At 41.8% G+C, this 13,901-nt stretch carries 13 protein-coding genes, 1 tRNA gene, 1 pseudogene and 1 riboswitch; of the genes and pseudogenes, 5 read left to right on the top strand and 10 right to left on the bottom strand.

The genetic code is table 11. The features are described 5' to 3' along the window. Window positions 1-96, top strand: a riboswitch (purine riboswitch). A gap of 130 nt (window positions 97-226) precedes the next feature. Together RYK12_RS02875 and RYK12_RS02870 are read left to right on the top strand one after the other, a co-directional pair. Next, complete coding sequence (locus tag RYK12_RS02875) at window positions 227-808, top strand: xanthine phosphoribosyltransferase (protein ID WP_314846812.1); 582 nt, start codon at window positions 227-229, stop codon at window positions 806-808. Beyond that, window positions 808-2,070 carry a nucleobase:cation symporter-2 family protein gene (locus RYK12_RS02870; RefSeq protein ID WP_061391223.1) on the top strand — a complete coding sequence of 421 codons (1,263 nt, stop codon included), beginning with the start codon at window positions 808-810 and terminating at the stop codon, window positions 2,068-2,070. Before RYK12_RS02875 ends, RYK12_RS02870 begins: the two co-directional genes overlap by 1 nt. A gap of 32 nt (window positions 2,071-2,102) precedes the next feature. On the opposite strand, the gene RYK12_RS02865 is transcribed toward RYK12_RS02870, so the two are convergent. From RYK12_RS02865 to RYK12_RS02855, 3 genes are all read right to left on the bottom strand, one after another. Further along, window positions 2,103-2,507, bottom strand: coding sequence for a PaaI family thioesterase (locus RYK12_RS02865; protein WP_314846807.1), 405 nt, complete (start codon window positions 2,505-2,507; stop codon window positions 2,103-2,105). Between the two features lie 69 nt (window positions 2,508-2,576). Then, on the bottom strand, window positions 2,577-4,058 hold the full coding sequence (locus RYK12_RS02860; protein WP_314846806.1) for a UDP-glucose--hexose-1-phosphate uridylyltransferase: 1,482 nt from the start codon (window positions 4,056-4,058) through the stop codon (window positions 2,577-2,579). 18 nt (window positions 4,059-4,076) lie between these two features. Continuing rightward, complete coding sequence (locus RYK12_RS02855; protein ID WP_314846804.1) at window positions 4,077-5,255, bottom strand: galactokinase; 1,179 nt, start codon at window positions 5,253-5,255, stop codon at window positions 4,077-4,079. Between the two features lie 163 nt (window positions 5,256-5,418). On the opposite strand from RYK12_RS02855, the gene galR reads away from it, so the two are divergent. After that, the gene (gene galR / locus RYK12_RS02850; protein ID WP_314846802.1) at window positions 5,419-6,423 is read left to right on the top strand and encodes a DNA-binding transcriptional regulator GalR; all 1,005 of its coding nucleotides are present in this window, start codon (window positions 5,419-5,421) and stop codon (window positions 6,421-6,423) included. 33 nt (window positions 6,424-6,456) lie between these two features. Here galR and RYK12_RS02845 read toward each other — a convergent pair whose 3' ends face one another. After that, window positions 6,457-7,347, bottom strand: coding sequence for a cation diffusion facilitator family transporter (locus tag RYK12_RS02845; RefSeq protein ID WP_314846801.1), 891 nt, complete (start codon window positions 7,345-7,347; stop codon window positions 6,457-6,459). Window positions 7,348-7,479: 132 nt separating this feature from the next. Between RYK12_RS02845 and RYK12_RS02840 the strand changes: the two genes are divergently transcribed. After that, window positions 7,480-8,016, top strand: a complete 537-nt coding sequence (locus RYK12_RS02840; protein ID WP_004235331.1) for a TetR/AcrR family transcriptional regulator — start codon at window positions 7,480-7,482, stop codon at window positions 8,014-8,016. 136 nt (window positions 8,017-8,152) lie between these two features. On the opposite strand, the gene RYK12_RS02835 is transcribed toward RYK12_RS02840, so the two are convergent. From RYK12_RS02835 to RYK12_RS02815, 5 genes and pseudogenes are all read right to left on the bottom strand, one after another. Next, entirely contained in the window at window positions 8,153-9,673 is a 1,521-nt protein-coding gene (locus RYK12_RS02835; protein WP_314846799.1) for an ABC transporter permease/substrate-binding protein, read from the bottom strand. Further along, window positions 9,666-10,394 carry an ABC transporter ATP-binding protein gene (locus RYK12_RS02830; protein WP_314846797.1) on the bottom strand — a complete coding sequence of 243 codons (729 nt, stop codon included), beginning with the start codon at window positions 10,392-10,394 and terminating at the stop codon, window positions 9,666-9,668. Before RYK12_RS02830 ends, RYK12_RS02835 begins: the two co-directional genes overlap by 8 nt. Before the next feature lie 14 nt (window positions 10,395-10,408). Then, a pseudogene (locus RYK12_RS02825) lies at window positions 10,409-10,600 on the bottom strand (polyketide cyclase); the annotation flags it as partial. 34 nt (window positions 10,601-10,634) lie between these two features. Continuing rightward, entirely contained in the window at window positions 10,635-11,078 is a 444-nt protein-coding gene (locus RYK12_RS02820) for a MarR family transcriptional regulator (RefSeq protein ID WP_314846795.1), read from the bottom strand. Window positions 11,079-11,222: 144 nt separating this feature from the next. Beyond that, window positions 11,223-12,416 (bottom strand): O-antigen ligase, encoded by a 1,194-nt coding sequence (locus RYK12_RS02815; RefSeq protein ID WP_314846793.1) that lies wholly within the window; start codon window positions 12,414-12,416, stop codon window positions 11,223-11,225. A 282-nt stretch (window positions 12,417-12,698) separates the two neighbouring features. Between RYK12_RS02815 and birA the strand changes: the two genes are divergently transcribed. Next, window positions 12,699-13,634 (top strand): bifunctional biotin--[acetyl-CoA-carboxylase] ligase/biotin operon repressor BirA, encoded by a 936-nt coding sequence (gene birA, locus RYK12_RS02810; RefSeq protein ID WP_314846791.1) that lies wholly within the window; start codon window positions 12,699-12,701, stop codon window positions 13,632-13,634. A 190-nt stretch (window positions 13,635-13,824) separates the two neighbouring features. On the opposite strand, the gene RYK12_RS02805 is transcribed toward birA, so the two are convergent. Continuing rightward, a tRNA-Ser gene (locus RYK12_RS02805) sits at window positions 13,825-13,901 on the bottom strand.

Raw genomic sequence — 13,901 nt, 5'->3', positions numbered from 1 at the left:
AAAATTGAATATCATTTTACTTGTTTATGTCGTGAATTGGCACGACGTTTCTACAAGGTGCCGGAACACCTAACAATAAGTAAGTCAGCTTGAGGGGATGGTCTTTTTTGCCATGCCTATTTTGGGGACTTACTTAGAGATTAAGTAGGTCTTTTTTCTATCAGTTTTTACTTGATAGGAATCTGGAACAAGCAAATGGATTGGCTTTTAGACTTTAGGAGGTCTTATGAAATTATTAGAAGAGCGCATCCTCAAGGATGGGCATATCTTGGGTGACAACATCCTCAAGGTGGATTCCTTTTTAACCCACCAAGTTGACTTTAGCTTGATGCGAGAGATTGGTAAGGTTTTTGCGGAAAAATTCGCTACTACTGGCATTACCAAGGTCGTGACCATTGAAGCGTCAGGCATTGCCCCAGCCGTTTTTACAGCTGAAGCCTTGAATGTACCCATGATTTTCGCTAAAAAAGCTAAAAACATTACCATGAACGAAGGTATCTTAACTGCCGAAGTCTACTCCTTTACCAAGCAGGTGACTAGCACCGTTTCCATCGCTGGAAAATTCCTCTCACCCGAGGACAAGGTCTTGATTATTGACGATTTCCTTGCTAATGGCCAAGCGGCTAAAGGCTTGATTCAAATCATCGAACAAGCCGGTGCAAGAGTCGAAGCGATCGGTATCGTGATTGAAAAATCCTTCCAAGATGGTCGTGATTTGCTTGAAAAAGCAGGCTATCCTGTCCTATCACTCGCTCGTTTGGATCGTTTTAAAAATGGTCAAGTTATTTTTAAGGAGGCAGATCTCTAATGCAAACTCAAGAAAAACACTCGCAAGCAGCCGTTCTTGGCTTGCAACACTTACTAGCCATGTACTCAGGATCCATCCTGGTTCCTATCATGATTGCGACAGCCCTTGGCTATTCAACTGAGCAGTTGACCTACCTGATTTCCACAGATATCTTCATGTGTGGGGTGGCAACCTTCCTTCAACTCCAACTCAACAAATACTTTGGTATTGGACTCCCAGTCGTTCTTGGAGTTGCCTTCCAATCCGTCGCTCCCTTGATTATGATTGGGCAAAGCCATGGAAGTGGCGCTATGTTTGGTGCCCTTATCGCATCAGGGATTTACGTGGTTCTTGTTTCAGGCATCTTCTCAAAAGTGGCCAATCTCTTCCCATCTATCGTAACAGGATCTGTTATTACCACGATTGGTTTAACCTTGATTCCTGTCGCTATTGGAAATATGGGAAATAACGTTCCAGAGCCAACTGGTCAAAGTCTCTTGCTTGCAGCTATCACTGTTGTGATTATCCTCTTGATTAACATCTTTACCAAAGGATTTATCAAGTCTATCTCCATTTTGATTGGTCTAGTTGTTGGAACTGCCATTGCTGCTAGCATGGGCTTAGTTGACTTCTCTCCTGTTGCAGCAGCACCGCTTGTCCATGTACCAACTCCACTCTACTTTGGGATGCCAACCTTTGAAATCTCATCTATTGTCATGATGTGTATCATCGCAACGGTGTCTATGGTTGAGTCAACTGGTGTTTACCTGGCCTTGTCTGATATCACCAAGGATCCAATCGACAGCACGCGCCTCCGCAACGGTTACCGCGCAGAAGGTTTGGCCGTACTTCTCGGAGGAATCTTTAACACCTTCCCTTACACAGGATTTTCACAAAATGTTGGTTTGGTTAAATTATCAGGTATTAAGACTCGCCTGCCAATCTACTACGCAGCTGGTTTCTTGGTTCTCCTTGGACTCCTTCCTAAGTTTGGCGCCCTTGCCCAAATCATTCCGAGCCCTGTCCTCGGTGGTGCCATGCTGGTGATGTTTGGTTTTGTATCGATTCAAGGGATGCAAATCCTCGCCCGCGTTGACTTTGCCAACAATGAACATAACTTCCTTATCGCAGCTGTATCCATCGCTGCAGGTGTTGGACTCAACAACAGTAATCTCTTTGTCAGCATGCCAACAGCCTTCCAAATGTTCTTCTCAAACGGAATCGTCGTAGCCAGCCTACTTGCCATTGTCCTCAATGCCGTATTAAATCATAAAAAGAAATAAGAAAAAGAGGTGCGAACCTCTTTTTTGTTTCTCTATATCCTTACCTGTCTATCTTCTGACCGTTGGCCTGTGACAAACATGGTAAAGGTTGCTTTGCAGACATTTCTGCCTTCTTGATTGGTAATATCGACATCCACGACACAGGTTGTGCGACCTTGATGGACACATTCTCCTTTAATGGTCAGCACATCGTTGAGTTTTCCTGCTTTGAGGTAGTTGATAGAAGACTGGAGCGTCACTCCATCAATCCCCAGAGATATGACCACCAAACCGCTGATCTGGTCGCAAAGGGTAAAGAGATAGCCACCATGGGCATTGCCATAGTAGTTGAGAGACGAGTCCACTACTTTGGTCGTCACCACAACGTGACCATCTCTCATTTGTTCAATTTCGTAATTTTCAAAGGCAGATATAGCGTCAAAATGAAAATCTTTCATCGTTTCCTCCTGATATTTCAAACGACACTATGATACTACTTTTTATAGGACTGTGCAAGGAGAAAGCTCCTAGTCTGGCAAAATTCCGACCTGCTCCACAAAGCGCATAAAGGCTGCCTGTCCTTGTTCCGTCTGCTTGTAGACTCCTGCATCCTCAAGTACACGCGCAAAGATAGCACCAACAGAGTCCTTGACGATTTCAAGGGCTTTTTCTTTATTCGTTAGATCTGAATGTTGGGCTTTTAGTTGGTCTGCCCATTCCTGATGATAATCGGCAACTGTATCAGCTTCTCCTACAAGATAGCTAGCGACTTGCTCTACTTCTTCTTTCAGACGTGGTGGTAAGATTGCCAAGCCCATGACCTCAATCAAGCCGATATTTTCCTTCTTGATATGTTGAACATCCTTGTGGGGATGATAGATGCCATCAGGATGTTCTGCAGAAGTCTGATTGTCTCTCAAGACCAAGTCCAACTCAAACTGTCCATCGCGTTTACGAGCAATTGGTGTAATGGTGTGATGCGGTTTCCCGTCTGTCTCTGCCAAAATCTGCACACTAGGATCCGAATACTGACGCCATTCCTGCAAAATCTTGTCAGCTAAGTTGATCAAATCTTCTTTGGAATCCGAAGTCAAACGCAATACTGACATTGGCCATTTGACAATGCCAGCCTTGACCTGCTCAAAACCAGCAAATAGGAAGGTCTTTTGCAGAGGAGCCAATTCCATAGGAAATACGTGACGGCCTCCCTGATAGTGATCATGAGTCAGAATAGAGCCACCCACAATCGGCAGGTCGGCATTAGAGCCTGCAAAATATCCTGGAAACTGCTCTACGATAGCAAGCAGACGTTCAAAGCTCTGACGACTAATGGCCATGGGACGATGCTGGCCATCTAAGAAAATACAGTGCTCATTAAAGTAAGCATAGGGCGAATACTGGAACCCCCACTCCTGACCCGCCATTTCAAAGCGGATAATACGGTGGTTGCTACGAGCTGGGTGGTTGACCCGACCATGATAGCCCTCATTCTCTAGACAAAGCTGACACTGAGGATAATTACTAGCTTGCACCAACTTGGCTGCCGCAATCTCTTTGGGATCCTTTTCAGGCTTAGAGAGATTGATAGTAATTTCAAGTTCACCGTAATCAGATGGAACACGATAAGCAATATTTTTAGCAATGGCCTTGAGTTTGATGTAGTCATTTTTCTGACTGAGTTGGTAAAAATCCTCTATCGCTTGCTCAGGAGAGTGGACATAGGTTTCCCAGAAGTCACGATTGACCTGACTCGGACAAGGGGTCACCAAATCCATCAGTTCAGCACCAAGGATTTCACGCGCAGTCTGACTATCCTCAATCGTCTCTAATCGAACGGCTTCCTCAACCAGCTGGTCCTTGAGGTCAATCAATTTATCCAGATCCGTCTCAACTTCCAAAACACCGTCTCCCACTTGTGCCAAGACACAATTGGTCAGGTAGATTCGATCCATTTCCTCAAATGAACTTTCAGAAATGACATGTGTTACAAATTTATCTACTAAGGTCACTATAAAGCCTCCTTTTGACTAGTCAAGGACGCGAGTTCCACCTGCAACTTCAGCGATATAGAAACTTGGAGCGTAGCCAACTACTTCCTCGTAGTGTTTGCCTACAGCTTCCTTAAAGGCATCAACAGCATCTTTTTGCACCAAGGAAATGGCACATCCGCCAAAACCTGCCCCTGTCATACGAGCACCGAGAACGCCTTCTTGATTCCAAGCTGTGTGAACAAGGGTATCCAATTCCAAACCAGTTACTTCATAGTCATGCTCTAGGGAAACGTGTGACGCATTCATCAAACGACCAAATGTTTCCAAATCTCCTGCTTGAAGGGCTGCTTGCGCTTTAAGGGTACGTTGGTTTTCAAGCACAGCATGGCGAGCACGTTTCAAACGATTTTCATCTTTAATCAGATAGCTATATTGGTCAAAGGCCCACTCGTCCAATTCACCCAAGGTCTGAATATCCAAGGCAGCTTGCAACTCTTCCACTGCTTTTTCACACTCAGCACGGCGTTCATTGTATTTAGAGTCCGCCAATTCACGGCGTTTGTTGGTGTTCATGATAACAACGACATTGTCCTTCAAATCAAGTGGCACCAAGTCGTATTCTAAAGTATTGGTATCTAAGTAAATAGCACGTTGGTCAGCTCCCATACCGATAGCAAACTGGTCCATAATGCCAGAGTTGACTCCGATAAAGTTGTTTTCTGTTTGTTTTCCAATTTTAACCAAATCGAGACGCTCTAATTTTAAATCAAAGAGATGCTCTGCCACGACTCCTGTCAAAAGTTCAAGGGATGCTGAAGAAGACAAACCAGCACCATTTGGGATATTCCCATAAACATAAAAATCAAAACCTTTGTCAATCACATGTCCAGCTTCTTGCAAGAAATGAAGGACACCTTTTGGATAGTTGGTCCAGTTGTGCTCTTTTTCAAACTTGAGGTCGGCGAGAGGCACTTCGATAATACCCTTGTCCTCAAAGTTAGCTGAGTAGAAACGCAAGACTTGGTCATCACGTTTACGAGCAGCCCCATAAGTTCCTAAGGAAATGGCTGCTGGAAATACATGTCCACCGTTGTAGTCTGTGTGCTCACCAATCAAATTGATACGACCTGGTGAAAAGAAGGTTTGGTCTGCTTCTTGACCAAAAACAGCAAAAAAATCTTTGCGAAGAGTTTCAGCAGTAAAATGTTGTGTCATATGAATTCTCCTTTTACTGTCCGTTAAGTCACCTTAACGTGTAATCGTTTTCTTCTATTGTATCCAAGGGATTTTCCAAGGTCAATCCTTTTTACTAAATTTTTACTAAACTATCGGTAAAAAGCAGAAAAATATGATATACTAATCTAATCAAGGAGGATTTATGGCTACCTTAAAAGACATTGCACAGCTAGCCTCTGTCTCTATCGCGACCGTATCTCGTGTCCTCAATCGCGACCAGAGCCTATCTGTTACAGAAGAAACCAGACACCGTATTTTAACCGTTGCTGAAGAGCTGGGCTACACCAAGCACCTCAAGACAGGCGAGTCCCACAAACCCAAGCAAAAGATTGCCATTATCCAATGGGTCAGCGAACAAGGGGAGCTGGATGACCTCTACTACTACCAGATTCGCCTAGGCATAGAAAAAAGAGCCCAAGAACTGGACTATGATATCTTGCGCTATTTCAATGACCACCCTTTTACTCTAAGCGAGGAAGTGATTGGGATTCTCTGCATCGGAAAGTTTAGCCGTGCTCAGATTTCTGCCTTTGAAGAATACCAAAAACCTCTTGTATTTCTAGACAGCGATACACTTTCCCTGGGACATACCTGCATTATTACGGACTTTTATACTGCCATGAAACAGGTTGTCGATTATTTCCTCAGTCAAGGGTTGAATCGTATCGGGATTCTAACAGGTCTTGAAGAAACAACCGATCAAGAAGAAATCATCCAGGATAAGCGACTTGAAAATTTTAAGAACTACAGTCAAGCAAAGGGAATCTATCATGATGAACTGGTCTTTCAAGGAAGCTTTACTGCCCAGTCTGGCTATGACTTGATGAAGGAAGCCATTCAGAGCTTGGGAGACCAACTCCCACCAGCATTTTTTGCTGCCAGTGATAGTTTAGCCATCGGCGCCCTCCGTTCCCTTCAAGAGGCTGGAATCAGCCTACCAGACCGTGTCAGCCTTATTTCCTTTAACGACACTAGTCTGACCAAGCAAGTCTATCCTCCCCTCTCCAGCATCACCGTTTATACCAAGGAAATGGGGCGAGCAGGTATGGATATTCTTAATAAGGAAGTACTCCACGGTCGCAAAATCCCTAGCCTGACTATGCTGGGAACCAGATTGACATTGAGAGAGAGTACAAGGAATGAATAGGATAACAAAACGACCTCTAGCGAGGTCGCTTTTCTAATGATGATGCCCATGCTTCTGCTCTAATTCTCTCACCCTCCGCTTATGTTGCGCATGATTGCTTTGACTGCTATCTACTTCAATAGTGATATTCTGCACGCCTCTTTCTTCTAAACATTGACGCACCACTTCTTTGGTTTCCATCATCTGTTCCCAGTCCTTGATACAAATGTGAACAATAGCATTATTCTCTAGACCATCCATGGACCAAATGCTAAGTTGATTGACACTGTTGACATTGGGTAGAGCCTCTAAATCCTTCTCCAAATCACTTGTCTCGACTCCTTCTGGCACAGCATCTAGGAAAATTTTCAGTGCGCTCCAAAAGCGAGGAATGGCTTTCGACAGAATAAAGATAGAAATAACTAGTGATAAAAGCGGATCGAGGATATACCAGTCCGTAAATCGAAGAATAATCGCCATTAGAATGACGGCCAACCAACCAAGAGTGTCTTCCAAAAAATGCAGGCTAAGAATTGACTCGTTCTTTGTTTTCCCCTTACGAACTACCAGACTTGCTAGCACATTAATGGCTACTGCAATGATTCCCAGCCAGAGGATGCCTTCCTCATTGACGGGTTGCGGTTGAACAATCTTTGTGACATTTTCCAAGATCACTAGGACAGACCCTATCATAAGAATCACAGCCGTTAGCATGGCTCCTAAAAGACTAAAACGTTTGTAACCCAAGGTGTACTGTCTATCTTCTTCACGGTTTGAAATTGTTTCTAAAAGGGCTGAGATGCCAATGGCTATAGCATCTCCCAAGTCATGAACGGAATCAGCAAGAACTGCACTCGAACCAAAGATTCCTCCTGCGATAAACTCAACAATCGCATAGCTTAAATTTAAGAAAAAAGCTAACCAGATAGATGTTTTAGAACTCATTTCTCTCCCTCCTTTGGTATAATGGGTATATACATACTTCTTTCATTTGTATTATCTAATAAAATTCAAAGAAAGGATAGAAGCAAACTGTCAGCCATGTTCAGTTCTGAACAGTTTGTCTCAAGTGTCTACATGCCAAAAAGAGACCGTCGAGTCAGCAAGACGAAAAAAGCCATCTATCAAGCTTTTTTACAACTTTTGAACGACAAAGGCTATGATGCCACTACTGTTCAGGATATCATTGACCTAGCAGATGTTGGGCGTTCTACTTTTTACTGTCACTATGAAAGCAAGGAACTCCTTTTAGATGAGCTCTGTCGCTACCTCTTTCATCATCTCTTTGAAAGGGAAGGACACTTTACTACCGAGGACTACCTCGCACATATCTTTTTACATTTTCAGAAAAACCAGGACCATGTTACCAGTCTGCTATTTTCCAAAAATGACTACTTCCTCCGTCAACTCCATAAAGAGCTAGAACACCATGTCTATCCCATGTTGGCTGATGAGTTAAAAGAAGCCCACACTAATCTGCCTACTTCTTACCTCCAACACTTGGTCGTGTCCAACTTTATCGAGACATTGACCTGGTGGCTCAAAAAAGGACAAGACTTTACATACCAGGAAGTTGTCCAGTTTTATCTAGACCTTCTCATTCCTAAAAATTGAATACAGAGTAGAGCTCAGTTGCCTTATTTCTAGGCTACTGAGTTTTCATCTTTTCAACAATCAAAAAAGCCCAGACAACATTGTCTGAGCATTCTTCTATATAGTCGTTTAACCAAGTTGAGTTTAGCTTTTCAAGCTATTTTTTCAACAAACCTTGTTCTTGTAGAAATTCCTTGGCTACTTGTTCTGCTGACTTGCCTTCAACACCCACTTGATAGTTAAGCTGGCTCATCTGGCTTTCAGTAATTTTACCAGCCAATTTATTGAGAACTGTTTCCAACTCTGGATGTTTCTTGAGAAGAGCTTCTTTCATCAGTGGAGCCCCTTGATAAGGTGGAAAGAGTTGCTTGTCATCTTCCAAGACCTGCAAATCATAACGCGCCAATTCCGCATCGGTCGAATAGGCATCCGTAATTTGAATATCGCCTGACTGAATTGCCTGATAGCGAAGAGCTGGCTCCATGGTCGCTACATTGAGATTGAGACCATACATTGACTGCAAGCCCTTATTTCCATCTTCACGGTCATTAAACTCAAGTGTAAAGCCTGCCTTCAACTGCCCTTCCACTTTTTTCAAATCCGAAATGGTCTTCAAGCCATATTCTTGAGCAATCTTTTTCGGAACAGCTACAGCATAGGTATTTTGATAAGACATAGGTTTGAGATAGGCTAGATGATCCTGTTTGGCAATGCCATCACGCGCCACCTGATAAACCTGATCTGGCTCATGACTCACTTTCGGTGATGGTTGAAGTAGACTTTCAGTCACCGTACCAGTAAATTCAGGATAAATGTCAATATCGCCTTTTTTCAGAGCTTCATAAAGAAAGCTTGTCTTCCCAAAATTCGGTTTAACAGTCGCAGTCATACTAGTATTTTCTTCAATCAGCAACTTATACATATTGGCCAAAATTTCTGGTTCTGGACCCAATTTCCCAGCAATAACCAAGTTTTCTTTCTCTTTTTGAGCCAAGAGAGCTGGACTATAAGACAGACCGAGCAATATTGTCACCAAGGCAAAACCAGAAAAAATCGTCCGCAATTTTGCCTTTTCCATCACTTTTAGCAGGAAATTAAAGGCAATGGCAAGCACTGCAGAAGAAAGGGCCCCAATCAAAATCAGACTGGCATTATTACGGTCAATTCCCAAAAGGATAAAGGACCCCAGTCCTCCCGCACCAATCAAGGCAGCCAAGGTTGCCGTACCGATAATCAAGACCGCTGCCGTCCGAATCCCAGACATCATAACAGGCATAGCAAGTGGAATTTCAAACTTCTTGAGTCGCTCCCACCTAGTCATCCCAAAGGCAATCCCAGCCTCTTGCAGGTTCGGATCAATTCCCTTGAGTCCAGTGATGGTATTTTGTAAAATCGGAAAGATCGCATAAATCACTAACGCTGTCAAAGCCGGCAAGGTTCCAATTCCCATCAAGGGGATAAAGAGTCCCAACAGGGCCAGAGACGGGATGGTCTGGAAAATCCCTGCAATCTGCAAAACCCAATCCGCCAACTTCTCATGATAGCGAAGATAAACAGCCAAGGGAATCGCTATAAAGATAGCCAGCAACAAGGTCAAAAGTGACAACTGCAAATGTTGAGATAGAGCTGTCAACCAATCACTAAAACGATCCTGAAAAGTTGCAATTAAATTAGTCATGAACACTACCTCCAAACAAGTCTGCTACAAAGTCTGTTGCAGGCGCTTTTAAAATTGTCTCGGGATTCGCTACCTGGCGAATCTCTCCATCCTGCAAGACAGCAATACGGTCCGCCAATTTCAAAGCTTCATCCGTATCATGGGTCACAAAAATCGTTGTCATCCCAAACTCTTTATGCAATTCTTTAGTCAGAACCTGCAACTGTTTGCGAGAAATAGCATCCAAGGCTGAAAAAGGTTCATCCATGAGGAGAATCTTAGGCTGACCAATCATAGCACGAACAATACCGACCCGTTGCTGTTCTCCACCAGATAATTCACTAGGAAGTCGATGTCCATACTCAGCCACTGGTAAACCAACCTTAGCCAAAAGCTCTTCTGTTTTCTGAGCAATTTCTTCCTTAGTCCAGCACTTCATTTCAGGAATCAGGGCAATATTTTCCGCGACCGTTAGATTAGGAAATAGGGCAATAGCCTGTAAAACATAACCAGTAGAAAGACGAAGATCCCGCTCGTCATAGTCTTTGATGCGCTTGCCATCCATATAAATATTTCCATCAGTCGGTTCCAAGAGACGGTTAATCATCTTAATCATGGTCGTCTTACCGGACCCAGATGGCCCAACTAAAACCATAAACTCGCCATTCTCAATCCGTAAATTAACATCTCTCAAGACATCTTTTTCTGTGTAACGTAAAGCTACATTTTTGTATTCAATCATTCTGTATCCTCAATTTAAAACTTCCCTCGATTGGTCAAGTCTTCTACCTTAGGCATGACTTCCTTATTGTCCCAATGCTCCACAATTTTCCCGTTTTCTAGACGGAAGATATCGTACTGGGCATAGGCAACTCCACCAATCTGAGTCTGACCATAGCTAACCACATAGTTTCCTTGTCCTAAGAGTTGGAAAACAAAGTCAAAAGTGGCCTTTACTTATAAACAGCTAATTTGCTCCATTTTAAACCTCATTTTCCTCCTCTTTCAGATTAGCCAAAATTCTTTCTTGAAAGGCTTCAAACTGACGAATTTCTTCCTCTGAAAATCCTCTGTAAAAAATCGTATCCAATTTCTGACTGACACGATGCCCCACTTCTTTCTGAGACTGCCCCAACTCTGTTAAAATCAAATACTTCTTACGCTTATCTTCTCCACATGGACTAATAGTTACAAGATTTTGTTCCTCAAGCTTTTTTATCATAGTCGTCAGAGTATTATTAGCAAGTCCAGTCGCAAGCGCAATGTCTGTCGCAGTTGCACAGCCAGTTTCACTATTCCATAAAACCGCTAAAATCTTGCCCTGTTCACTCCGATAAAGAGCTTCAGGGTCTTGGCTCAGTAACTTTTGAAAAATCCGCCCATTCAACAAACGAATATGATGGGCTATCAAATGACTATCTTTCATAACACCTCCAATTTATTTCGATATCGAAATGAATAAAACAATTGTAACACTCATCATTCCAACTGTCAACTATTTCGATTTGGAAATAATTTTTCCTAGCAAAAAAATCTCCCACCCAAGGTAGAAGATTTGAATCTAATAAACTTAATCCGTCATGTCCGATACCAATGTTCGATGCTCCAACAGAATACTGCACATAACTAGCAAGAAAATGAAACCTGACTGAATCCAGAAGAGGGCCAAGTCAAAGATTCCATGCACAGCAACCACTGTAAGGAAAGACAGATAAAGACCGATAATCGGGCGTTTCCCCGACTCCTGACTCATATCCATCATCAAGCGAACAGGAGACACAGAAGACAAAACTAGTAAAATAGTCCCCACAATTCCGTAACTCAGAATCGTATCAATATAAAGACTGTGGGCATGTTCATGATAAGGAGCATGTATCCGAGGATACGAGTGCATATAGGTCAATGGCCCTTCACCCCAAAAAGGATTTTGCTTAAACAAGGCCATCCCAGCATCCCAGATAGAAATGCGTTCTTCCATAGAAGAGTCTAAAGTCCCCATCCGAACTCCCAAATCACTAGAAAAGAGGAAACTCAAGCCAATCGCAAAGACCCCAATACTAAGCCAAAAGGCCTTCCAGTTTTTAATGGTCGTAAAGAGATAAATAATGGCTCCAGCAATAATAGCAGGAAAGGCAGTTCGATTTTGCGTAAAGTTCAATCCAAAGAGATTAACAAAGCCTGCAAACACACAGAATACTTTCAACCAATTCAACTTGGTCGTTGTAAACAGATAGAAAGCAATCATGATACAGAAACAACAAATAATTCCATAATAATTAGGGTTAAAGAAGGTCACTTCTGCACGATTCTGATGCCACACCTGCATATTGGGTGAAAGAAAAGCATAGTTGAATTTCTTCACAATTTGGAAATGTTCTAAACTCGCAAAAGCAGCTGACAAGACGCTACCAAACAAGACGAGCTGCAAAATCAATCGAAAGAATTTATGTGATAAAATCGACTGATAGTGCAAAAAGAAAATAGTAAATAGAAAAATTCCTACTGAAGCCACAAGACCCATCCAATTTTGTGCAAAAACGGATATAACAGTACTATAGCCAAGAAAAAGAAGCAGCATCGGATGCTCCCCCATTTTCTGAAGAATACTTTTCATGTCCCCTGTGAAAATTAAACTGATAATATATAAACAGAATACAACTACAAAAAGATAAAAGGGTAAAAAGATACTCAGTATAATTCCCAATAAAATCAGCTCTTTACTAGACAACCCTTTCAGCTTTTCAATAAAGCCTATTGATTTCAAAATGAATCCTTTCTCTCCAAATCAGTTGATTCAGATAATAGTAAGCTACCCTATATTGTACCACTTTTTTAGCAATTTGAAAACAAAGGAAACGTTTACTAGGTAAAAAAGGGAGCAAAAATATTAATATTTCAAAACTCAAACTTAATGACTAGATTTACTATAAGAAAATCATACCGTAAAGACTAGGTATATGTTAAAATAGTAGTAATATAATAAGGTTTTGACCAACTATCCGAACTATATTTAAATCATTTACAATTCCTAAAGAAAGGAAACACTATGAAATCCTACCAAGCCGTCTACCAAATTCTAGCTAAAGAAACCGATTATATCAGCGGAGAAAAGATTGCAGAAGAACTATCACTGACCCGAACATCAATTTGGAAAGCCATCAAGCGTTTAGAACAAGAAGGCATTGAAATTGATAGTATCAAAAACAAAGGCTATAAACTGGTGAATGGAGACCTTATTCTTCCAGAACTTCTAGAACAAAATCTTCCAATTAAAATCAGTTTTAAACCCGAAACAATATCAACACAACTCGATGCAAAAGAAGCTATTGATTTAGGAAATGAAGCAAACACCCTCTATCTAGCTTCCTATCAAACAGCTGGCCGAGGCCGTTTTCAACGTTCTTTCTACTCACCCCAAGGTGGCATTTATATGACACTCCATCTTAAACCCAATCTCCCCTATGACCAATTACCATCCTACACACTACTTGTAGCAGGAGCTATCTACAAAGCCATTAAGAACCTAACTTTAATAGATATCGACATAAAATGGGTCAATGATATCTACCTAAACAATCATAAAATTGGAGGAATCCTTACTGAGGCAATGACGTCTGTAGAAACAGGCCTAGTCACAGATATCATTATTGGAGTAGGAATCAACTTCACTATCAATGATTTTCCACAAGAATTAAAAGAAAAAGCTGCTAGCTTATTTAAAGCACCAGCACCTATTACCAGAAATGAATTAATCATAGAGATCTGGCATGCTTTCTTCGAAACACCTGCAGAAGAGCTATTATACCTATACAAAAAACAGTCCTTCGTTCTAGGAAAAGAAGTGACTTTTACACTAGATCAAAAAGACTACAAAGGACTTGCTAAAGACATCTCAGAAAATGGCAAACTTTTAGTTCAATGTGATAACGGAAAAGAAATCTGGCTAAATAGCGGAGAAATTTCACTCAAGGGTTGGAAGTAATAATAAACTAGCACAACCATAAAATCGACAATATATAAAGATTTTAGCTTTTCTTCAACCCACTACAGTTGACAAAGAGCGCAAAAAAACTTCAGATAAGTAATCCAATTAAGTTTTACAAATCTGAAGTTTTTATTCTACTATTCTTAAAAATACAAAAAAAGAGAGTTATAAACCCTCATTCAAACGGAGAATAAGGGATTCGAACCCTTGCGCCAGTTACCCGACCTAACGATTTAGCAAACCGTCCTCTTCAGCCTCTTGAGT

It is taken from the genome of uncultured Streptococcus sp. (assembly GCF_963518475.1).
Taxonomy (GTDB): domain Bacteria; phylum Bacillota; class Bacilli; order Lactobacillales; family Streptococcaceae; genus Streptococcus.
This window is presented reverse-complemented; position numbering and strand designations above follow the sequence as displayed.